This window comes from Serratia sp. TMDUHS_CL, assembly GCF_037137105.1.
In the GTDB taxonomy this organism is placed as follows: domain Bacteria; phylum Pseudomonadota; class Gammaproteobacteria; order Enterobacterales; family Enterobacteriaceae; genus Serratia; species Serratia nevei.
The window spans coordinates 481,589-503,381 of sequence record NZ_JBBBDV010000001.1 but is presented as its reverse complement, the minus strand read 5'-3'; the positions used below and the strand labels follow the sequence as shown (position 1 = coordinate 503,381).

The following is a 21,793-nucleotide window of genomic DNA, read 5'->3' as shown; positions in this document are numbered from 1 at the left end:
GTATCACGCCTCCGCAACTGCCCGGCAGCGGCCATATCGCCCGCGTCGCAAAGGGCTAACCAATTGTCGAATTTACTAAAATCTGTTAAATTGATCACAAAATCACGGTGGAGAAACCACGATGAAATTGGCGATATACAGTACTAAACAGTATGACCGTAAATATCTCGAACTGGTGAATCAGCAGTTTGGCTACGAGCTGGAATTCTTCGACTTTTTACTCAGTAAAAAAACCGCCAAAACGGCCGCCGGTTGCAAGGCGGTGTGCCTCTTCGTTAACGACGACGGCAGCCGTGAAGTGCTCGAAGAACTGGCGGCGCTGGGCGTCGAAATTCTCGCCCTGCGCTGCGCCGGTTTTAATAACGTCGATCTGGACGCCGCCCAAGAACTGGGCATCAAGGTGGTGCGCGTGCCCGCCTATTCGCCGGAGGCCGTGGCAGAGCACGCGGTAGGCATGATGATGTGCCTGAACCGCCGTATTCACCGCGCCTATCAACGCACCCGCGACGCCAACTTCTCGCTGGAAGGGCTGATCGGCTTTAACATGCACAACCGCACCGCCGGGGTGATCGGCACCGGTAAAATCGGCGTGGCGACGATGCGCATTCTGAAAGGCTTTGGCATGAAGCTGCTGGCCTACGATCCCTTCCCGAGCGAACAGGCGCTGGAACTGGGCGCGGAGTATGTCGATCTGAAAACGCTGTACGCGCAGTCCGACGTGATCACCCTGCACTGCCCGCTGACGCCGGAAAACCACCATCTGCTGAATGCCGATGCCTTCGCGATGATGAAAAACGGCGTGATGGTGATCAACACCAGCCGTGGCGCGCTGATCGACTCCACCGCCGCCATCGACGCGCTGAAGCAGCAGAAAATCGGCGCGCTGGGGATGGACGTTTACGAGAACGAACGCGATCTGTTCTTCGAAGACAAGTCGAACGACGTGATTCAGGACGACGTGTTCCGCCGCCTCTCGGCCTGCCACAACGTGCTGTTTACCGGCCATCAGGCCTTCCTGACCGAAGAGGCGCTGACCAGCATTTCGCAAACCACGCTGCAGAACATCAGCCAGTTGGAACGCGGCGAAGCCTGCCCGAACCAGTTGAACGCCTGAGCGTAACCTCGGGGCGCCCTTGCGGCGCCCTGTTTATTTGAGAGAACGCGATGAGAAAAACCACGGTAGCCGCCCTTGCGGCGCTGGCCTTAGCGGGGTGCAGCATGAAACCACACACGGCCGTCACGCCAGGCGATCTGTTACATCACAACTTTGTGTTGCAGAGCGTGGATGGCGAAACGGCGAAATCACCGGCGGGTGGCGGCCTGCTCAATCTGGAGTTCGGCGAGAGCCTGCATGTCTCCGGCACGATGTGCAACCGCTTCTTTGGCCAGGGGCAATTACGCGACGGCGTGCTGACGGTGAAACCGCTGGCCATGACGCGCAGGCTGTGCCCTGATGAACAGCGCAACCGCTGGGATCGGGTGATCGGCACCGTGCTCGAAAACGGCGCCGAAGTGACGCTAAACGCCCAGCAGCTGACGCTCAACGGCAGCGGCCACACGCTTATCTATACCCTGCGCGATTGGGTGTATTGATCCTGCACGCCAGGCCTGGCGCCGCGGGCTTACCCGGCGCAGCTGCCCAGGCCCAGCGTGCGTTCTTCGCACTGCTTGCCGTTCGGCATTTGGCACATGCGCAGCGCTTCACCGTTCAGGTTGTGCGCGATGGTGGTGACGCCGCCGACCGCCGCGCAACCGGCGCTGGTCTGTAACGTATTGATTCTGGCACTGTTGCCCTGCTGTACTGGCTCTTCGTTATTGCTGCTGCAGGCGGCTAAAAGCAGCACGGCGCTGGCAAGCAGCCATTTTGATGTCGTCATTATCCCACTCCTGAACCCGGAACTGCGCTGTGTAAAATCGCCATTGCTGATAACGCGCGTCACTTGGCGGACACGTTTCGCTATCTTTGATGCAAACTTGTTTAATCTAGCTCGATATATAAATAATGAAAATATATTCCAGCCATTATTTGTCGTTTTTTTGCGCCGGCCGGACATTTATTTTGTTTGCAGAATATTTCCACACCGGCGCGCGGTGCCAAACGTGACGGCGCCACCCGCTACCCGGCCCCGGCCGCACGCAGAAAGTGATAACGTCACCGCTGCCGACGGGGAGATTTCTCCCGCAATATCGGTATTCATTATCTTCGCGTGCTTTCAGTATGGCGGCGCATTTTTTGCTACCGGAGAGGAGGATATTTGCGTCTATGCTGGCGGCGCTAAGTAATTAGCATTCCACTATTTTCAGTGAATGATGGCTGAATTCTTCAACCGGCGCGACTTGCTGTCACGCCGGCCTTTTTTCACATTAAAATAACACTCAGTGCACCGAGGCTTTGGACAGTAAATTAATCACCAGCACGCCGGCAATAATTAATCCCATACCGACGATCGCCGGCCAATCCAATTTTTGCTGATAAACGAATACCGCCGCGACCGACACCAGCACGATGCCCATGCCCGACCAGATCGCATATACGATGCCCAGCGGCATGCTCTTGACCACCATCGACAGCCCCCAAAATGCCACGCCGTAGCCCAGCACCACCAGCAGCGACGGCCACAGGCGGGTAAAGCCTTCGGAGGCTTTCAACATGGTGGTGGCGATCACTTCCGCGACTATCGCCATCGTCAAATACATAAATGCGCTCATGGTTTTCTTCTGTCAGTTTGCCGATGCGCAATTATGACGTGCCGGAAATAAATTGTCTTTAAACGGTGAAAACAATTTATTGCCGCCGGCTCCCAATCGGCGAGGAAATACGCCTTTGACGATTTATCACCCGCCACACAAACACGATAAAGCCACGTTCAAACCCTCTGTTAGACTTTTTTCCATTACTGCGAAAGTGCGCTTTCGCGGCTTTGTGAGCAATGAAAAGGTAACGTCGATGATAACTACAGATGGTAATAATGCAGTCGCTTCCGTGGCCTATCGCACCAACGAAGTGATTGCCATCTACCCTATCACGCCGAGTTCCACCATGGCGGAACAGGCGGATGCCTGGTCCGGCGATGGCCGGCAAAACATCTGGGGCGACATCCCCCGGGTGGTGGAAATGCAGTCGGAAGGCGGCGCGATCGCCACCGTGCACGGTGCCTTGCAAACCGGCGCGCTGTCAACCTCGTTCACTTCATCGCAGGGCCTGCTGCTGATGATCCCGACGCTGTACAAGCTGGCCGGCGAGCTGACGCCGTTCGTGCTGCACGTCGCCGCGCGCACCGTGGCCACGCACGCGCTGTCTATCTTCGGCGATCATTCGGACGTGATGGCGGTGCGCCAGACCGGCTGCGCCATGCTGTGCGCCGGCAGCGTGCAGGAGGCGCAGGACTTCGCGCTGATCTCGCAGACCGCCACCCTCAACGCGCGCGTGCCGTTTATCCATTTCTTCGACGGCTTCCGCACCTCGCACGAAATCAACAAGATCGTGCCGCTCAGCGACGATACGCTGCGGCAAATGCTGCCGCAGGCGGCGATCGACGCTCACCGCAGCCGGGCGCTGTCGCCGGATCATCCGGTGGTGCGCGGCACTTCGGCCAACCCGGACACCTATTTCCAATCGCGCGAAGCCACCAACCCTTGGTATGACGCCACCGGCCAGCACGTGATCGACGCCATGGCGGCCTTCGCCGCCCTTACCGGCCGCCACTATCGGCCGTTCGACTATTACGGCCACCCGCAGGCCGAGCGCGTGGTGGTGGTGATGGGTTCCGCCGCCGGCACCTGCGAAGAGGTGATTGACACCCTGCTGACCCGCGGCGAGAAAGTCGGCGTGCTGAAGGTGCGGCTGTTCCGGCCGTTCTCCGCCCAGTATCTGCTCAGCGCGCTGCCGGACAGCGTGCGCAGCGTCGCGGTGCTCGATCGCACCAAAGAGCCGGGCGCGCTGGCCGAACCGCTGTATCTGGACGTGATGACCGCGCTGGCGGAAGCCTACAGCCGGGGTGAGCGCGCCACGCTGCCGCGGGTGATCGGCGGCCGTTACGGCCTGTCGTCGAAAGAGTTCGGCCCGGACTGCGCGCTGGCGGTGTTCCGCGAGCTGGCCCAGCCGCAGCCGCGTCCGCGCTTTACCGTCGGCATCTTCGATGATGTCACCGGGCTTTCACTGCCGCTGAGCGACGAAATCCTGCCACAGCGCGCCTCGCTGGAAGCCCTGTTCTACGGTTTGGGCAGCGACGGCTCGGTCTCGGCCACCAAGAACAACATCAAGATCATCGGCAATGCCACGCCGCTGTATGCCCAGGGCTATTTCGTCTACGACTCCAAAAAGGCCGGCGGCCTGACGGTGTCGCACCTGCGCGTCAGCGAGCAGCCGATCAACTCGGCCTACCTGGTCAGCCGCGCGGACTTCGTCGGCTGCCACCAGCTGCAATTTATCGATAAGTACCAAATGGTTGAACGCCTGAAGCCCGGCGGCACCTTCCTGCTAAATACCCCTTACGGCGCCGACGAGGTCTGGTCGCGCCTGCCGCAGGAGGTTCAGGCGCTGTTGCACCAACGCCAGGCGCGTTTCTATATCATCAACGCCGCCAAGCTGGCGCGCGAATGCCGGCTCGGCGCGCGCATCAACACCGTAATGCAGATGGCGTTTTTCCACCTGACGCAGATCCTGCCGAGCGACGTGGCGCTGCAACAGCTGCAAGACGCCATCGCCCGCAGCTACAGCAGCAAGGGTCAGGAGATCGTCGAGCGCAACTGGCAGGCGCTGGGTGCCACCCGCGCCGCGCTGACCGAGATCCCGCTGCAGCCGGTCGACGCCAGCAGCCCGATGCGCCCGCCGGTGGTCTCGGACGCCGCGCCGGACTTCGTCAAAACCGTCACCGCCGCGATGCTGGCCGGGCTGGGCGATGCGCTGCCGGTTTCCGCCTTCCCGCCGGACGGCACCTGGCCGGTGGGCACCACCCAATGGGAAAAGCGCAACATCGCCGAAGAGATCCCGGTATGGCAGCCCGACCTGTGCACCCAGTGCAACCACTGCGTCGCCGCCTGCCCGCACTCCGCCATTCGCGCCAAGGTGGTTCAGCCGGCGGAGATGGAGCACGCCCCTGCTTCCCTGCAGTCACTGGATGTCAAAGCGCGCGATATGCGCGGCCAGAAATACGTGCTGCAGGTAGCCCCGGAAGATTGCACCGGCTGTAACCTGTGCGTCGAGGTCTGCCCGGCGAAAGATCGCCAGAACCCGGAGATCAAGGCCATCAACATGGCTTCGCGCCTCGATAATCTGACGGCTGAGAAAGACAACTACGACTTCTTCCTGCAGCTGCCGGAAATCGATCCGACGCAGCTGGAGCGCATCGACATTCGCACTTCGCAGCTGATCACGCCGCTGTTCGAGTATTCCGGCGCCTGTTCCGGCTGCGGCGAAACGCCGTACATCAAGCTGCTGACCCAGCTCTATGGCGACCGTTTGCTGATCGCCAACGCCACCGGCTGTTCGTCGATCTACGGCGGCAACCTACCGACCACGCCTTACACCACCAACGCCGAAGGGCGCGGGCCCGCGTGGGCCAACTCGCTGTTCGAAGACAACGCCGAATTTGGCCTGGGCTTCCGTCTGACGGTCGATCAACATCGCGCACGGGTGCTGCGCCTGCTGAATTCGCTGGCGCCGCAGCTGCCGGAGCAGTTGGTCAATGCCTTGCAGATGGACGACGTGGCGCCGGAGCCGCGCCGTAAGCAGATCGCCGAACTGCGCACGCTGTTGGCGAGTCTCGAAGGCGAAGACGCGCGCCAGCTGGCGGCCGACGCCGACTACCTGGTGGATAAATCCATCTGGCTGATCGGCGGTGACGGTTGGGCCTACGACATCGGCTTCGGCGGTTTGGATCACGTGCTCAGCCTGACGGAAAACGTCAACGTGCTGGTGCTCGACACCCAATGTTACTCCAACACCGGCGGCCAGCAGTCTAAGGCCACGCCGCTCGGCGCGGTGACCAAGTTCGGTGAACACGGCAAGCGCAAGGCGCGCAAGGATTTGGGCGTCAGCATGATGATGTACGGCCATGTCTACGTCGCGCAGATCTCGCTGGGAGCGCAGCTTAACCAAACGGTGAAAGCGATTCAGGAGGCCGAAGCCTATCCGGGCCCGTCGCTGATCATCGCCTACAGCCCGTGCGAAGAGCACGGCTACGATCTGGCGCTCAGCCACGATCAGATGAAACAGCTGACCGCCACCGGCTTCTGGCCGCTGTACCGCTTCGATCCGCGCCGCAGCGCCGAGGGCAAGGCCGCATTGGCGCTGGACTCCCGGCCGCCGAACAGCAGCCTGTCGGAAACGCTGCTGAAAGAACAGCGTTTCCGCCGCCTGAACTCACAGCAGCCGGAAGTGGCCAGCGCGCTGTATCAGGCCGCCGAGAAAGAGCTGAAGGAGAAATACGACTTCCTCAGCCTGCTGGCCGGCAAGGCGGAAAAATCCGCCACTGAGTAATCCCCTTCAGGGCGCGAGCGATTCGCGCCCTGTTTTTCACATGCCGTTTGAATCAGCGGTGGCCCTCAATGCTCAAGGGCCTCACACTTAACGAGCCGCGCTTTTTTCTTTTATCCATTGCGCCATGACGCGTGTCGAGAATGGCTTATCCGTTCTAATCTCCGCTAAAGCACAAACCTTGTCTTTGAACGTGGCGCCCAGCGAAAATAGTTTCCCGTCATAGTAACAATAAAGTGCATCTCCCTTATCCTTGCCATCAAGACGCTCTTTTTGCTCTCGCGGTACCAGTACGACGGTTTCGGTCGGTTCGCTCAAACCAACAGGCATCGTGTCAAACGCCAGTGCGTTTTCTGCGTAAGCAAAAAACGATGCGCAAAGTCCAACAACAGTGATTCCTTTCATGCTCTCTGTGCCTCTCGGTGTAAGTTCTGACTGAGATGAGACCCGCACCGTGAAACAACGTTCCCTCGAAGCCGTCGTTCAAATGACGGCGAATGCTGTGAGCCGAAAAACCTGCTGGCATTCATCGCCACAATCCGTACCATACAGGCCTCGCGTCGGGCGCGTGGAAGCTGGATGATGAATAATGATCAAAATTGGCCGGTTGAATGGTAAACTCGCGGTCTACAACGCCATGCCCCTAGTGCCCCCCATTGAGAATGAGCACGATTTAAATGTCAGAAAAGCAATCCGTTAGCCAAAAAGAGCAGTACAACCTGAATAAATTGCAAAAGCGCCTGCGCCGCAACGTGGGCGAAGCGATCGCCGATTTCAATATGATTGAAGAAGGCGACCGCATCATGGTCTGCCTGTCCGGCGGTAAAGACAGCTACACCATGCTTGAGATCCTGCGCAACCTGCAGCAGAGCGCGCCGATTAACTTCTCGTTAATCGCGGTGAACCTCGATCAGAAACAGCCCGGCTTCCCGGAGCATATTCTGCCCGCCTACCTGGAAAGCCTGGGGGTGGAGTACAAGATCGTCGAAGAGAACACCTACAGCATCGTCAAAGACAAGATCCCGGAAGGCAAAACCACCTGTTCACTGTGCTCGCGCCTGCGTCGCGGCATTTTGTACCGCACCGCCACCGAACTGGGTGCCACCAAGATCGCGCTGGGCCACCACCGCGACGACATTTTGCAAACGCTGTTCCTCAACATGTTCTACGGCGGCAAAATGAAAGGCATGCCGCCCAAGCTGATGAGCGACGACGGCAAACACGTGGTCATCCGCCCGCTGGCCTATTGCCGCGAGAAAGACATCGAGCGTTTCTCTATCGCCAAAGCCTTCCCGATCATTCCGTGCAACCTGTGCGGCTCGCAGCCTAATTTGCAACGCCAGGTGATCGGCGACATGCTGCGCGACTGGGACAAGCGTTACCCTGGCCGATTGGAAACCATGTTCAGCGCCATGCAAAACGTGGTGCCTTCGCACCTGAGCGATATCAATCTGTTCGATTTCAAAGGCATTCACCACGGTAGCGCCGTGGTAGACGGCGGCGATTTGGCCTTCGATCGCGAAGACATCCCGATGCAACCGGTCGGTTGGCAGCCGGAAGACTCAGACGACGCGGTGCCAGCGCCAGAGCGGTTGAACGTGCTGGAAATCAAATAAGCCCCTCTCGCCGCTTGCCCTCTGCAAGCGGCGACATTCCCCGCTCTCGTCGATCTCGATCCTGTTCACAGTTTGCGCAAAATTTACTGGGCAGTGCCGTTTTTACCCTATACTGTTTATTTATACAGTCAATTGGAGAGCGCGCAATGAATATTACCCCCTGCCTGTCCCACGTCTCGCTAGGCTCCAACGATTTCGAGGCCGCCGCGGCCTTTTACGATCGTGCGCTGGCCGCCTTGGGTTGCCGACGCGTGTTGGAACATCCCGGCGCCATCGGTTACGGTCGCGACTACCCGGAGTTTTGGCTGCAGGTGCCGATTGACGGCCGGCCTGCCGCGCCCGGCAACGGCACGCACGTCGGCTTTTTCGCGACCAGCAAGCAACAGGTGGATGAATTCCATCGTCAGGCGCTGCTGGCCGGCGCCGTCGATGAGGGCGCGCCCGGTTCGCGGCCGCACTACGGTGAGGCTTACTACGGCTGCTTTGTTCGGGATTTGGATGGGCACAAGATTGAAGCCAGCTTCTGGGATGAAAGCGCGGCCTGAAACAGAGTAAAAGCCGAATAAAAAAATGCCGGTGATTAAACCGGCATTGTACGAATCAAATGTGCTATGCAGTAATTCAAAAATAAGAAAGTAAGACAATTATGGAGCGCAACGCCCATCGCTTGACGTTGCATTCACCTGCGAGAGAGATCATGCCCCATTTCTCCCGGCTAAATGTTGATATTGCTCAATGTTAACCGGGTTTTCGTCATTTTTGCCTACAACCAGCGGCTGCGCTTCAGCCACCAGGCGACGCCGCCCACCAGGGCCAGCAGCATCAGGCAAAAAGTGCCGAAGCCAAACGGCGCGCTGTTGCCCGGAATGCCGCCGAGGTTGACGCCAAACAGCCCGGTCAGGAAGGTGGTAGGTAAAAAGACCATTGCCAACAATGACATGGTGTAAGTGCGGCGGTTCATCGCGTCGGCCATCACCGTGGTGATTTCGTCGGACAAGATGGCGGTGCGCGCGATGCTGCCGTCCAGATCGTCCAATCCCCGCCCCAGGCGATCGGCGATGTCCTGCATGCGGCGGCGATCGTCGTCGCTCATCCATGGCAGGCGATCGCTGGCCAGCCGAGCGAACACGTCGCGCTGCGGCGCCATGTAACGGCGCAGCACGATCAGCTGTTTACGGATCAACGCCAGCTGGCCGCGCTCCGGCACCTGCTGCTCCAGCAAGGCGTCCTCCAGATCGATAATCTTGTCGTGCAGATCCTCGATAAATTCACTGGTGTGATCGGTCAACGCATCGGAAATCTCCACCAGCCAGCTGCCGCTGTTGGTCGGCCCGGCGCCGCTCTGCAGATCGTTCACCACCTGATCGATGGAGTACACCTTGCGGTGCCGGGTGGAGATAATCAGTTTATCGGTGATGTACACGCGGATGGTGACCAGTTGATCCGGCCGGGAGTTGGCGTTGAAGTTAATGCTGCGCAGGGTGATCATGGTGCCTTCACCCTGGCGGCTGACGCGCGGCCGCGAGCTTTCGCCTGAGAGCGCCTCGCGCACCGAATCCGGCAGCAGCGGCGTGGTGCTCAGCCATTCGGCGCTGGCCGGGTGCGCATAATCGAGATGCAGCCAGCACGGCGCGTCGCAGGTGATCTTGTCATCCTGCTCGATCGGCGTTACGCCCCCCTTGCCGTCCAGCTGGTAGGCATAAACCGCATCAGCGACCTGCAGCTCGCTCCCCTCAATCACATCCATTCATTTATCCCCTCACTCTTGCTTATGTTGCTGAGTCTAGCGTTAACACCTTGGAGATCAAAGGCCAAGCTGTAACGCCAGTTTTCACGCCGGACAAAAAGCGTGCTCTATACTTCAGGCGAAGCCACATTTGCGAACGGGTGAGGAACGACGATGGCGGGAAGTACTGAATCAGGCGCAAGACATTTTGCATTGAACCTAGCTGTGCTGCGGCGCCTGCTCTGTACCATGGCGGCGCTGCTGCTGTTCGCCAGCCAACCGCTGCGCGCGGAGCCGGCGCTGGAACGCATGTCTACCCCTTTACGGGTCGCGACGGCCGGCGGCAATTTTTCTTACTATGTCGCCCAGAAGCACAGTGCCCAGCCGCGTAACGCACTGGTGGTGATGCACGGTCATCCACGCGACGCCGTTAAAACGCTGCAAGCGGCGATCGACGCCGCGCAGGCGGCAGGAGCGGGAGACGATGCCTTACTGGCCGCCCCGCTGTTCCAGGTGCCGGAAAAACTCGCCGTCCACTGCCATTCCGCCGGTCTGCCCCAGCCGCAAGGCGGCGACGCCCTGTGGCGCTGCGGTTCCTGGATCGAGGGCGGTTTGGATAATGCCGGGAAGACTGGCTCATTCAACGCCATGGATAACCTGCTGGCCAATATGAAACGGCGCTGGCCGTCGCTGCAGACGATAACCGTGGCCGGTTTCTCTGCCGGCGCCCAGTTCGTGCAACATTATGTCGGCTTTGCCCATCCGCCAGGCGGGGTGCGGCTGCGCTATGTGGTGGCCGATCCTGGCAGCTGGCTCTATTTTGATAATCTGCGCCCCCAACCAATAAACGGGGGGAGCTGCGGCAGTGAAACAGCCTGCCGCTTCCGTTGGCAAACGCTGAACGCCGGCCAGTGCCCACAGGCCAACCGGTGGAAATACGGCCTGGAATCGCTTCCCGCTCACCTGCAGCGCACTGCCGATGCGGCCCGCGGGCGCTATGCCGCTGCGGATATCTCCTACCTGGCCGCCGCCGGTGATACCGGCACCGCGCCGGGCGCCTACTATCGGATACTCGACAAATCCTGCGCCGCCCAGCTGCAGGGCCCCTATCGATTGCAACGTGCCCTGGCCTATGCCGACTATGACCGGCGTTACCTGGTGCCGGATAAGCCGCATCGGTTAACGATCGTTCCCGGCTGCGGGCACAACGTCGCCTGCGTCTTTCCCGCCCCGGCGGCCAGGCAGGCGCTTTTCCCCATTAATGCAGACTAATAATAACGGCAATGAAATAAACCATTGCCGATAAATCAGGCAATATCGCCGATAAAGCGCTGGCAAAGCCGTTATTATTATGACTTAACATATTGCTATCAATTTTAATTCAAAATGATAATAATAAATCAACACAAAGCTGTTTCAGCGCAAATTTTAGGGGCATATACTTTTCTCACTACGAGGAGGTAGTTATGTTACGCGACCATTTAAAAATAAACGCCAGCGATACGCTGGAAAAAATCAGTAATATCCATTTGCAAAACCAGGGCCAGGAAGAGATCAGTGAGTTTGTGGTGAAGAACGCCGCCGGCCTGCAGATTGGCAAGGTCTCCGTCCACGATCGTTTCAGCACCCGACGCTCGTACCCCACCAGCTACCGCATCACCCAGACCGACATGAGCGGCCGTGTGGTGGTGGATGCCATGCGGGACTGTCTATAAGCGTAACCTCTCTCTGAAATAACGAAATAATCATATGATGATGGCAACCCTGTTTATTATTAAACGGGGTTTATCGCGTGGGAAAATTAATTATCGCCTTCGTTGCATCGTCGCTAAAATAAAGCCCCCGCATTAGGCGGGGGCGATAAATAAATCGACTCAGTGTTTGATGATATACATCGTCTGGCTGTAGGCCACGTCTTCCGGGTTGGTGATCGGGTAGCCTTTTACCCACGGTTTGATCAGGCGGCCGTTGGTGTACTGGTAAATCGGCGCGATCGGCGCCTGGTCGGCAATGATCTGCTCCATCTTGTTGTAATCGGCGGTCACCGCCGCCGGATTGGTTTCCCGCCCCGCCTGCGCCAGCAGCTTGTCGTAGTCCGCGTTCTTGAACTTGGCGATGTTGCCGCTGTGGGTCGAGGTCAGCAGTGACAGGAAGGTCGACGCTTCGTTATAGTCACCCACCCAGGAGGCGCGGATCACGTCGAAATTACCGGTGTTGCGGCTGTCGATATAGGTTTTCCACTCCTGGTTTTGCAACTTGACGTCAATGCCGAGCTTCTTCTTCCACATCGAGGCCACGGCGATGGCGATCTTCTGGTGGCTTTCCGAGGTGTTATACAGCAACGTCAACTTCAGCGGGTTGTTCGGGCCGTAGCCGGCCGCCTGCAGCAACGCCTTGGCCTGCGCGTCCAGCTCCGCCTGCGATTGCTGTTGCAGCAAACTCGCCTCCGGTTTGAACCCGGCGGTCACGTCCGGCGTGAAGTGATAGGCCGGTTTTTCGCCGGTGCCCAGCACTTTTTCCGCGATAATCTTGCGATCGATGGCGTAGGACAAGGCCTGGCGCACCCGCACGTCGTTGGTCGGCGCGCGCTGGGTGTTGAACGCGTAGTAATAGGTGCCGAGCTGATCCGGTGTGTACACCTGCCCCGGAATGTCTTTCAGCAGCTTCTGATACATGTTTTTCGGGAAGGATTCGGTGATATCGATGTCACCTGCCAGGTAACGCTTGGTGGCGTTGGATTCCTGGTTGATGGGTACGAAGGTCACTTTGGTCAGCACGGTATGCGCATGATCCCAGTAATGATCGTTAGGCGTCAGCACCAGCTTCTCGTTCACCACCCGCTCCTGCAGTTTGAACGCGCCGTTGCCCACCAGATTGCCGACCTTGGTCCAGTCGTTGCCATATTTTTCCACCACCGCCTTATTCACCGGGAACAGGCTGAAGTTGGCCGTCAGGCTGACGAAATAAGGCACCGGCTTGTCCAGCTGCACTTTGAGCGTGTAGTCGTCCGGCGCCGACACGCCCAAGCGATCGGCCGGCAATTTGCCGCTGATGATCTGCTCGGCGTTCTGGATCCCCGCCAACTGCGCGAACCAGGCGAACGGCGACAGGTTTTTCGGCTCTACCAGCCGCTGCCAGCTGTAGACGAAATCCTTCGCCGTGACAGGGTCACCGTTTGACCACCGCGCGTCTTTACGCAGATGGAAAATGTAAGTCTGGTTGTCGCTGGTCTGCCAGCGCGTGGCGACGCCGGGGATCACTTTCCCGTTGGCGTCCTGATTGACCAGCCCTTCGAACAAATCGCGCGCCAGCTGGGCCTCCGGCAGGCCAACCGCTTTAATCGGATCGAGCGAGGCCGGTTCGTCTTTAATGTGGCGCACGATTTCCTGTTTGGCCGCCAGCGCGGTGCCCGGGGGAACCTGCGCCGCCATGGCGCTGCTCATACAGGCGCCGATCGCCGCCGCGCAAAGCGCCAAACGAAAACCTCGTTGCATTTTTCTTCCCGTCATTATGATGTTCCCCCGTTAACCATCTGAATTTTTTATCATATAGCACAAGATCCGTCCGGCCTAGCGCTCACGGCCGAGAAGTTGCAAAAAGTGCGATTCAGGCGATAAAAAACCCGTGCGGCGCAGGGCGGCACGGGCGGTGTTTGCAGCAGCGACCGTCAGTCGTACAGGTGGATGCTGTTGATGCGGTAGCTGAACTCTTCGCCTTCTTCTTCATCGAACACGGTGAAAAAGCCTTTCTCGGCCAGCGGGCGGGCCGAAATATCGGTTTTTTGCAGCTGGCGCGCGTCGGCGTCGTCGTAGCCGTAATCAAGGTAGAAGACATCTTTCTGGTAATCGATATGCAGGGTGAACGGATAATTCGATTCGTCCCCGCGCCCATCGTCGTTTTTCACCACGCCGAACCACTCCCCCTGACGGATCTGGTTTTCAGCGTCCACGCCGCACAGCAGCGTGATGGTGTCATTTTCATTTTCGCTATAGCTGGCGATGATTCTGGCTACTGGCATGTTAAATCCTCTTGCGGGTGATTGGCTTAGCACTGCCGTTAGTATAACAACAGCGTCAGGCCAGGTGCGGTTTAATTGGCGTTTTCGCCGCCGCCGCGTCACAGATCGCGCAAACGCCGCACAATTGCGATGGGAAAGATGCCTCAAAGCGTAATACACTGAATAAAATGACAATGACTCTCGGCCTTTTACTCAGGGACAACACCATGACCGAACATCGACCGCGCAGTGAACGTGGCCAGTTGGCCGTCGCAGGAGAGAACTACGGCAGCTCGCTGCTGGGCGCGCCGCTGCTCTATTTCCCGGCGGCGGTCAGCGGCCCGGAGACTGGCCTTATCATCGCCGGCACCCACGGCGATGAGAGCGCCGCCATCGTGACCCTGTCCTGCGCGCTGCGCAGCATCGCCCCCGAGCGGCTGCGGCACCACGTGGTGCTGGCGGTCAACCCCGACGGCTGCCAACTGGGGCTGCGCGCCAATGCCAACGGCGTCGATCTGAACCGCAACTTCCCGGCCGCCAACTGGCGCTCCGGCGACACCGTCTACCGCTGGAACAGCGCGGCGCCGGTGCGCGACGTCAAGCTCTCCACCGGCGGGCGCCCCGGTTCCGAACCGGAAACTCAGGCGCTGTGTCACCTGATCCATCGCCTGAAGCCGCACTGGGTGGTGTCGTTCCATGAGCCGCTGGCCTGCATCGAAGATCCCGCCAGCTCGCGGCTCGGCGTTTGGCTGGCGCACAAGTTCGAGCTGCCGCTGGTGACCAGCGTCGGTTATGAAACGCCCGGTTCGTTCGGCAGCTGGTGCGCGGATCTGTCGCTGCCGTGCATCACCGCCGAATTCCCGCCGATCTCCGCCGATGCCGCCAGCGAGCGCTACATCGACGCGATGACCGAGCTGCTGACCTACCCGAATTAATCCCTACGGGGCGATATCGACGATCGCCCCGCATTCGAACGCCAGGCCCGGTTCGACGTCCCGCGCCAGCCAGGTCGGGCCGTCCAGATCGACGAAGCGCGCCGCCGGCGCCAGCGGCAAGGCGGCGGATATCGCCCGCGACGTACATAACATGCAGCCGAGCATGATGGCGAACCCTTGTTCGCGCGCGGCCTGCGCCAGCGCCAACGCCTCGGTCAAGCCGCCGGTTTTGTCCAGTTTGATGTTGACCATCTGATAGCGCTGCGCCAGCCGAGGTAGATCGGCGCGGGTGTGGCAGCTTTCATCGGCGCAGATCGGCAGCGGATGAATAAAGTGCTCCAGCGCGGCATCGTCACCGGCCGGAAGCGGCTGCTCCAGCATCGCCACACCGAGATCGGCCAGCAGCTGGCAGCGCGCCGCCAGCCCTTCCGCCTGCCAGGATTCATTGGCGTCGACGATCAGCGTCGCCTGGGGTACCGCAGCGCGGATCGCGACCAATCGTTCGCTGATATAGTGATCGTCGAGTTTGATCTTCAGCAACGTAGCGCCCTGCTGCTCCAGTTCACGCGCGGCGAAGGCCATCGCTTCCGGCGTGCCGATGCTGACGGTCTGCGCCATACGGATATGCGCCGGGGCCGTCACGCCGCTGAGATGCCACAGGCTCTGCCCGTGAAGGCGGCACTCGAGATCCCACAGCGCCGAATCCAGCGCGTTGCGGGCTGCGCCCGCCGGCATCTGCACCCGCAGCTGTTCGCGGGTCATGCCTTGTGCGATCGCCGGCGCCATCTCCGCCAGCTGCGCCATCACCGACTCCTCGCTTTCGCCGTAGCGCGGGTACGGCGTGCACTCACCGATGCCGCGCACGTCCTGCTGTTCGATTTCGACCACCACCACCCGAGCTTCGGTGCGGCTGCCGCGCGCAATCACGAAGGCGGTATGCAGCGGCCAGGCTTCCGGGTAAAAACGCATGTCTCTCATAACGGCTCCTGAGCGAAAACTGCGCATTCAGCCAGGCTGATGCGCCGGTGATGTTTTATAGAACAGCCTAATATATACAACTATTTAGCAAACTTTGATATCCAATCCGCCCCGGTTGTCATAAACTGGCGCCAGGGTGTGAACCTGATGTTAAATGCCGTTGCCGGTGCGCCGTTTCATCAGGTTCATACCCTTTGTATAAACACCTGTAAAAGGAATCTAGCAATGACTCAGACAGTACATTTTCAAGGCAATCCGGTCAGCGTAGCGGGCAAACTGCCACAGCAGGGCGAACAGGCCAAGGCCTTCTCACTGGTTGCCAAAGACCTGTCAGACGTGGCGCTGAGCAGCTTCGCGGGTAAACGCAAAGTCCTGAACATCTTCCCAAGCATCGATACCGGCGTCTGCGCGACTTCGGTGCGTAAATTCAACCAGCTGGCCAGCGGCCTGGATAACACCGTGGTGCTGTGCATCTCCGCCGATCTGCCGTTCGCGCAGTCTCGCTTCTGCGGCGCGGAAGGCCTGAGCAATGTGGTCACCCTGTCCACCCTGCGCGGCGCCGAGTTCAAGCAGGCGTACGGCGTCGAAATCGCCGAAGGCCCGTTGGCAGGCCTGACCGCGCGTGCGGTCGTGGTGCTGGATGGCCAGGACAACGTGCTGTACAGCGAGCTGGTGAACGAAATCACCACCGAGCCGGACTACGACGCAGCGCTGGCTGCGCTGAAATAACAAAGCCGGCGAACGCCGGCTTTGGAAACCCGTTAAAGGCGCCGCAAGGCGCCTTTCTTATTCCTCGCCCTCGGCGCCGCCTTTACGGCTGCTCAGGCCATACTCGCGCAGCTTGTTGGCGATGGCGGTATGGGAAACGCCCAGGCGCTTCGCCAGCTTGCGGGTGCTGGGATAGGTGCGATACAGGCGCGTCAGCACCGAGCGCTCGAAACGCTTGCTGATGTCGTCCAGCGAGCCGTCCAGCACCTCGTCGCCCAGCGACATCTCCACCTCGAACTCCGGCAACACGATATCCTGCGGCCGCAGCTCATAGCCTTCGGTTTGCGTCAGCGCGCGGTAGATGGCGTTTTTCAGCTGGCGCACGTTGCCCGGCCAGCCGTACTTGCTGAGGAAGCCGCCCAGATCGCTCGCCAGCTTGGGCCGCGCCACACCCTGCTCATCGGCGAAGCGCGCCACGAACAGCTCGGTCAGCGGCATGATGTCCTGCGGACGCTCGCGCAGCGGCGGGATGGTGATGGTCAGCACGTTGAGGCGGTAATAGAGGTCTTCGCGGAATTCACCGCGCTGCACCAGCTCGGTGAGGTTTTTCTGGGTGGCGCAGATCACGCGCACGTCGACGTGCACCTCATGCTCTTCGCCAACGCGACGGAAGGTGCCGTCGTTGAGGAAACGCAGCAGTTTGGTCTGCATGCGCGGCGACATTTCGCCGATCTCATCCAGCAGCACCGAACCGCCATTGGCCTGCTCGAAGAAGCCTTTCTTGCCTTCCAGCGCGTTGGGATAAGCGCCCGGCGCATGGCCGAACAGCTCGCTCTCCACCACGTCATCCGGCAGTGCAGCGCAGTTCAGCGCCAGGAACGGCTGTTTGCCGCGCGGGCTGCGCAAATGGCAGGCGCGGGCCAAAATATCCTTGCCGGTACCGGTATCGCCGACGATCAGGAGCGGCGCATCGAGCATCGCCAACTTGCGCGCCTGCTCCAGCACGTGGCGCATCTTGGCGCTTACCGCGACGATGTGGTCGAATTCGGTATCGTCGTTCACCGACAGATTTTGCAGCTGGCGGCCCATGCGCGCGGTGGACTTCAGCATCACCACCGCGCCGACCGCGGCCGGCTGCTGCTGTTCGTCTTCCAGATAGATGGGCGTGATGTCCATCAGGAAGTCCTGGCTGCGAATCACCACCCGCTCGGAGTGCGGCGCCGTATGCTCGCTCTCCAGCCAGCGGCTGAAGTTATAGCCGCCGATCAGCGCTCCGGCGGTCTGGTTGCGGATCTTGTCTTCGTTCAGGCTGAACAGCGCCTGTGCCGCCGGGTTGGCCAGCTCGACCTTGCCCTTCATATCGATAGAGAACACCGGTTCCGGCATCGATTCCAGCAGCGCACGCAGCGCGCGATGCTCGCGTTCGGAAGGCATAAAGCTGACGGTGCGCACGTCGGTTACGCCGGCGATGCGGCGGATCTCCGCCATCAGCGCGCGGAAAGTATCGAAATTCAGCTGGGAGAAATTGAGGTAAATGCGGCCGATGGGATCGATCTCGATGCCACGTAAGTCAATGCTGCGCGATACCAAAAGATCGAGTAATTCTCGAGTGAGACCGAGGCGGTCTTCGCAAAATACTTCCAAACGCATCAGTGTTGGCCTTATCTCTGCAGGTGCGGGGATCGTTGACGATGATGATACTCCCTCGCACCGGGCGGTAGAAGCGATCTGTCAGCAAAAGTTGACAGAACTCTGATTTATTGCCGTGGTTGCTGATTTTAAACGCAAGCGGATAACAGCATCGGCGTCATTTTAGCCTACAAACAGAGAGTTATCACAACCAGAATTAATTTTGCAGAGATTTATCATGCACTCACAGGGGGATCGACTGTCGTCAAGTCTCGATTACGTTCGGCGTCGGCGCCGTTGAGAAAACGGCGCTCCTGAGAGCGCCGTCGTGGGGTCATTTGGCCTTGCCGTCGCTCTTTTTCAGCGTGTCTTTCAACTGGCCGATCAGCTGGCTGCGGAAATCGCCAAGCTTCGGCTTTTCCCCTTCCAGCCACGGCAGCGGGCGGCACAGCTCCATCGCCTTGATGCCCAGCCGCGCGGTCAACAAGCCGGCGCCGATGCCCTGCGCCGCGCGCGCCGACAGCCGCGCCGCCAGATCCTGCGACATCCAGTCCATGCCTACTTCGCGCACCAGCTCGGAAGCGCCGGCGAAGGCGATGTTCAACAGCACCAGCCGGAACAGACGAATGCGGCTGAAGTAGCCCAGCTCGATGCCGTACAGCGCGGCGATGCGGTTGATCAAACGGATGTTGCGCCAGGCGATAAACGCCATATCCACCAGCGCCAACGGGCTGACGGCGATCATCAGCGTCGACTCGGCGGCGGAGCGACTGATTTCGCGCCGCGCCTGGTTATCGAGCACCGGCTGCACCAGTTTGGCGTACAGCTCCACCACTTCACGATCGTTTTGCGTTTCATGCAGCGACGCCTGCCAGCGCTGTAGCGCCGGATGCCCCTGATCCAGCCCGGCCTGACGCGCCAGCTTCTCGCAGAATTCGCGCCCTTGCCCCAGCCCGTGGCTATGCAACAGCTCGCGCGCCACGTCGCGCTCTTCCGCGCGCTGGCGCAGCCGATACAAACGCCGCCACTCGGTGACCACCGAGCCGACGCCGGCGAACACGATAAGGCCGCCGGCCACGCCGCCGCCCATGGCGATCCAGTCCTGCTGCACCCAGGCGGTATGCACCCACTGCACGCCCTGCGCCACCACGCTGACGCCGAACAGCGCCAGGCCGGCGGTGACCATTTTGCGCCACAGGCTGCGTTTAGGTTTCAGCGCGGCGTTGATGATGCCTTCGGCGCGCCCTTCTTCCTCTTCCTGCTGCAGCTCCGGCGCCGCCGGGAAAAAGCTTTCCGCCTGTTCGGCATCGAAAGCGACGCCGGCGCGCAACGCCGGCTCCTGCGGCGGCTGCAGCGGCTCGTCAAAATCGATACGCGGTTTGATCGGCTCGCTCATCGCAATTTGTCTCCCAATAAAAACTCCATCACCGCATCCAGACGAATGTGCGGCAACGGGCTGTCCACGCTTATGGCGCGCGGACGAAACTCATCGAAGTGGAACCCCTGGCTCTGCCAGAACGCCGGCCCCGGCAGGCGCGCGGGCACTTCGCCGGGGAACACCGTCAGCGGCGCGCCGTCGCTCAGGCGGTTGCCCTTCAGCGCCGGAATGCGTTGCCCCTGATGATCGACGATGCCGCTCTCGGTCGCCTGCACCGAGGCCAGGCCGACGCAATCCATGCTGATGCCCTCGAACGCCGCGTTCTGCCACGCCTCTTGCACCAGCTGTTGCAGCAACGAGACCAGATTGGCGTGCTGATCGGCGGTGATATGGTCCGCCTTGGTGGCGGCGAACATCAGTTTGTCGATGGTCGGCGAGAACAAGCGGCGAAACAGCGTGCGCTTGCCGTAATGGAAGCTCTGCATCAGCTGGGTCAACGCCAGACGCATGTCGTTGAACGCCTGCGGGCCGCTGTTGAGTGGCTGCAGGCAGTCGACCAGCACAATTTGCCGATCGAAACGGACGAAATGCTCTTTGTAGAAGTTTTTGACGATCGACTGGCAGTAGTAGTTGAAGCGAGCGCGCAACATGCCGATGTTGGTGTGTTTGTCGGCCTGCGCCAGCTTCGATTCGCCGATCGCGGCCACGTCAGGCCAGGGGAAAAACTGCAGCGCCGGCGCGCCGGCCATATCGCCCGGCAGCACGAAACGCCCCGGCTGAATGAAGTGCAGCCCTTCGCTTTTGCAGCGCAGCAGGTAATCGGTGTAGGCCTGGGCGATCGCCGCCAGGCGGTTTTCATCGGCCGGGGCCAGCGGATCGCAGGCCTTGCACAGCTCAAGCCAGGGCTTGGCCCATTCGGCGCGTTCGCCCTGCAGCAGCCCGGTCATCTGGCGCGACCAGGCCAGGTAATCCTGCTCGAGCATCGGCAGATCCAGCAACCATTCGCCGGGATAATCGACGATCTCCAGGTACAGCGTGGAGGTGTCTTTGAAGTGGCGCAGCAGCGAGTCGTTGGAGCGGTAACGCAGCGCCAGACGAATTTCGCTGACGCCGCGCGTCGGCGTCGGCCAGGCCGGCGGCGTGCCGTACAGCTGCGCCAGCCCTTCGTCATAGGTGAAACGCTGGATGCCGAGATCGCGCTGCGGGATGCGTTTGACGCCCAGCAGGCGCTCTTCACGCACCGGTGAAAACAGCGGCATGCGCGCGCCGCTGTGCACATGCAGCAGTTGGTTGACGAAGGCGGTGATAAAGGCGGTTTTGCCGCTGCGGCTCAGGCCGGTCACCGCCAGGCGCAGATGGCGATCCATTCCGCGGTTGACCAGCGAGGTTAACTCATTTTGCAGTCGTTTCATTGCTCTCCTTGACGTAACGCCCGAATGCCTTGTTCAGGCCTTTACGGAACAGCGGTTCCAGCACCAGCGCCAACACGAAGCGCACCGGTTTGCGGCCGACGGTCTTCAACAGCCAGCCGGCGGCGCCCGCCGGGCCATAGTTCAATAACGCTATGATGATGACTTTAGCCAATGTCTTCAACATTGCCGCCGCTCCTCGTTTAAATCCACCCGTTTTGGCGGTGTTCGCGACATCGATTTTATTCATGACAATGCCCTCCGGCACAAGACGATTAAGGTTACATTTATGGGATAACGGCGGCGAAGATACCCGGCCTGTGCAGGCCGGGTATCGCAAGAAGGGTTACAGCTTGCGGAAACGGCTCTGTACGCCGAAGGTATCGGACGTCACGTAGCGCTCGACCTGGCGCAGCTGCTGCTCGCCGCTGCCCAGCTCATACTCCAGCTGATCGAGCAGCTGGCGCGGCGTCTTCTGATGCTCGCCTTCGAAACGGCTGGCCGGCGCTTCATCCAACACGAACACCAGCGCGATATAGGCCACCAGCGTGAAGAAGAACAGCCCGAAGAACAGCGACAGCACCACCATCACGCGGATCAGGCGCACCGGCACGTCGAAATAGTGGGCCAAACCGGCGCAGACGCCTTTCACCATGCCTTCTTCGGGAACGCGATAAAGCTTTTTACTGCCCAGCGTCGTGCTCATCAGGACTGTCTCCAGTTCGGGTGTTCCGTATCGAGGATCTCTTCCAACGCCTGAATGCGTTCACGCATGCGTTTGGCGTCTTCCGCCAGCTGCGCCAGGCGCTGCATTTCTTGCTGACTCAGCTGGATGCCGGTCTGTTGCCGATTGCTGTAATGCAGCCAAAGCCAAATCGGCGCGACAAACAGCACGAAAATTGTCAGCGGAATGGCAAGTAATAAAGCACTCATTGTTAT

At 60.0% G+C, this 21,793-nt stretch carries 22 protein-coding genes; 9 read left to right on the top strand and 13 right to left on the bottom strand.

Translation table 11 applies throughout. The annotated features are described in order from the left end of the window. The first annotated feature begins 121 nt into the window (after window positions 1-121). Window positions 122-1,114 (top strand): 2-hydroxyacid dehydrogenase, encoded by a 993-nt coding sequence (locus WCL58_RS02475; RefSeq protein WP_038880333.1) that lies wholly within the window; start codon window positions 122-124, stop codon window positions 1,112-1,114. A 50-nt stretch (window positions 1,115-1,164) separates the two neighbouring features. Further along, a complete protein-coding gene (hslJ, locus tag WCL58_RS02470; RefSeq protein ID WP_087762735.1) occupies window positions 1,165-1,593 on the top strand; it encodes a heat shock protein HslJ in 429 nt (142 codons plus the stop codon). Between the two features lie 29 nt (window positions 1,594-1,622). Here the strand turns inward: hslJ and WCL58_RS02465 are convergent, their stop codons facing one another. Together WCL58_RS02465 and ssmE are read right to left on the bottom strand one after the other, a co-directional pair. Then, complete coding sequence (locus WCL58_RS02465; RefSeq protein ID WP_015377999.1) at window positions 1,623-1,877, bottom strand: DUF333 domain-containing protein; 255 nt, start codon at window positions 1,875-1,877, stop codon at window positions 1,623-1,625. Between the two features lie 499 nt (window positions 1,878-2,376). Continuing rightward, the gene (gene ssmE, locus WCL58_RS02460) at window positions 2,377-2,709 is read right to left on the bottom strand and encodes a multidrug efflux SMR transporter SsmE (RefSeq protein ID WP_004930487.1); all 333 of its coding nucleotides are present in this window, start codon (window positions 2,707-2,709) and stop codon (window positions 2,377-2,379) included. Between the two features lie 238 nt (window positions 2,710-2,947). On the opposite strand from ssmE, the gene nifJ reads away from it, so the two are divergent. After that, a complete protein-coding gene (nifJ, locus tag WCL58_RS02455; RefSeq protein ID WP_336850405.1) occupies window positions 2,948-6,481 on the top strand; it encodes a pyruvate:ferredoxin (flavodoxin) oxidoreductase in 3,534 nt (1,177 codons plus the stop codon). 87 nt (window positions 6,482-6,568) lie between these two features. Here nifJ and WCL58_RS02450 read toward each other — a convergent pair whose 3' ends face one another. Continuing rightward, a complete protein-coding gene (locus WCL58_RS02450; RefSeq protein WP_060418606.1) occupies window positions 6,569-6,883 on the bottom strand; it encodes a hypothetical protein in 315 nt (104 codons plus the stop codon). 272 nt (window positions 6,884-7,155) lie between these two features. Here WCL58_RS02450 and ttcA point away from each other — a divergent pair, with 272 nt between their 5' ends. Further along, window positions 7,156-8,094 carry a tRNA 2-thiocytidine(32) synthetase TtcA gene (ttcA, locus tag WCL58_RS02445; RefSeq protein ID WP_060418604.1) on the top strand — a complete coding sequence of 313 codons (939 nt, stop codon included), beginning with the start codon at window positions 7,156-7,158 and terminating at the stop codon, window positions 8,092-8,094. 146 nt (window positions 8,095-8,240) lie between these two features. Beyond that, entirely contained in the window at window positions 8,241-8,639 is a 399-nt protein-coding gene (locus WCL58_RS02440) for a VOC family protein (RefSeq protein WP_060418601.1), read from the top strand. Window positions 8,640-8,857: 218 nt separating this feature from the next. On the opposite strand, the gene zntB is transcribed toward WCL58_RS02440, so the two are convergent. Beyond that, on the bottom strand, window positions 8,858-9,841 hold the full coding sequence (gene zntB / locus WCL58_RS02435; protein ID WP_064290024.1) for a zinc transporter ZntB: 984 nt from the start codon (window positions 9,839-9,841) through the stop codon (window positions 8,858-8,860). A 228-nt stretch (window positions 9,842-10,069) separates the two neighbouring features. Between zntB and WCL58_RS02430 the strand changes: the two genes are divergently transcribed. Both WCL58_RS02430 and WCL58_RS02425 read left to right on the top strand, forming a co-directional pair. Beyond that, window positions 10,070-11,092 carry a hypothetical protein gene (locus tag WCL58_RS02430; RefSeq protein WP_443004961.1) on the top strand — a complete coding sequence of 341 codons (1,023 nt, stop codon included), beginning with the start codon at window positions 10,070-10,072 and terminating at the stop codon, window positions 11,090-11,092. 194 nt (window positions 11,093-11,286) lie between these two features. Continuing rightward, window positions 11,287-11,535: a hypothetical protein gene (locus tag WCL58_RS02425; RefSeq protein WP_004930507.1), complete on the top strand. Its 249-nt coding sequence runs from the start codon at window positions 11,287-11,289 to the stop codon at window positions 11,533-11,535. Window positions 11,536-11,694: 159 nt separating this feature from the next. On the opposite strand, the gene WCL58_RS02420 is transcribed toward WCL58_RS02425, so the two are convergent. Then, window positions 11,695-13,329: a peptide ABC transporter substrate-binding protein gene (locus WCL58_RS02420; protein ID WP_060439841.1), complete on the bottom strand. Its 1,635-nt coding sequence runs from the start codon at window positions 13,327-13,329 to the stop codon at window positions 11,695-11,697. A gap of 158 nt (window positions 13,330-13,487) precedes the next feature. Continuing rightward, window positions 13,488-13,838 carry a hypothetical protein gene (locus WCL58_RS02415; RefSeq protein WP_025302994.1) on the bottom strand — a complete coding sequence of 117 codons (351 nt, stop codon included), beginning with the start codon at window positions 13,836-13,838 and terminating at the stop codon, window positions 13,488-13,490. A 206-nt stretch (window positions 13,839-14,044) separates the two neighbouring features. Here WCL58_RS02415 and mpaA point away from each other — a divergent pair, with 206 nt between their 5' ends. Next, window positions 14,045-14,752 (top strand): murein tripeptide amidase MpaA, encoded by a 708-nt coding sequence (gene mpaA / locus WCL58_RS02410; RefSeq protein WP_060418590.1) that lies wholly within the window; start codon window positions 14,045-14,047, stop codon window positions 14,750-14,752. 3 nt (window positions 14,753-14,755) lie between these two features. On the opposite strand, the gene ycjG is transcribed toward mpaA, so the two are convergent. Then, a complete protein-coding gene (gene ycjG, locus WCL58_RS02405) occupies window positions 14,756-15,730 on the bottom strand; it encodes an L-Ala-D/L-Glu epimerase (protein ID WP_060418587.1) in 975 nt (324 codons plus the stop codon). Window positions 15,731-15,955: 225 nt separating this feature from the next. Here ycjG and tpx point away from each other — a divergent pair, with 225 nt between their 5' ends. Further along, window positions 15,956-16,459 (top strand): thiol peroxidase, encoded by a 504-nt coding sequence (gene tpx / locus WCL58_RS02400; protein ID WP_004930536.1) that lies wholly within the window; start codon window positions 15,956-15,958, stop codon window positions 16,457-16,459. A gap of 57 nt (window positions 16,460-16,516) precedes the next feature. On the opposite strand, the gene tyrR is transcribed toward tpx, so the two are convergent. The 6 genes from tyrR to pspB form a co-directional block, all read right to left on the bottom strand. Next, window positions 16,517-18,088, bottom strand: coding sequence for a transcriptional regulator TyrR (tyrR, locus tag WCL58_RS02395; protein ID WP_336850402.1), 1,572 nt, complete (start codon window positions 18,086-18,088; stop codon window positions 16,517-16,519). A 313-nt stretch (window positions 18,089-18,401) separates the two neighbouring features. Next, the gene (locus WCL58_RS02390; protein ID WP_004930545.1) at window positions 18,402-19,463 is read right to left on the bottom strand and encodes a YcjF family protein; all 1,062 of its coding nucleotides are present in this window, start codon (window positions 19,461-19,463) and stop codon (window positions 18,402-18,404) included. Next, on the bottom strand, window positions 19,460-20,857 hold the full coding sequence (locus WCL58_RS02385; RefSeq protein WP_336850400.1) for a YcjX family protein: 1,398 nt from the start codon (window positions 20,855-20,857) through the stop codon (window positions 19,460-19,462). The genes WCL58_RS02390 and WCL58_RS02385 overlap by 4 nt, the downstream gene beginning before the upstream one ends. Further along, window positions 20,838-21,104 carry a phage shock protein PspD gene (gene pspD / locus WCL58_RS02380; RefSeq protein ID WP_072035771.1) on the bottom strand — a complete coding sequence of 89 codons (267 nt, stop codon included), beginning with the start codon at window positions 21,102-21,104 and terminating at the stop codon, window positions 20,838-20,840. The genes WCL58_RS02385 and pspD overlap by 20 nt, the downstream gene beginning before the upstream one ends. A 96-nt stretch (window positions 21,105-21,200) precedes the next feature. Next, complete coding sequence (gene pspC, locus WCL58_RS02375; protein ID WP_004930552.1) at window positions 21,201-21,560, bottom strand: envelope stress response membrane protein PspC; 360 nt, start codon at window positions 21,558-21,560, stop codon at window positions 21,201-21,203. Further along, window positions 21,560-21,787, bottom strand: coding sequence for an envelope stress response membrane protein PspB (gene pspB / locus WCL58_RS02370; RefSeq protein ID WP_039565931.1), 228 nt, complete (start codon window positions 21,785-21,787; stop codon window positions 21,560-21,562). Before pspB ends, pspC begins: the two co-directional genes overlap by 1 nt. Window positions 21,788-21,793 lie beyond the last annotated feature (6 nt).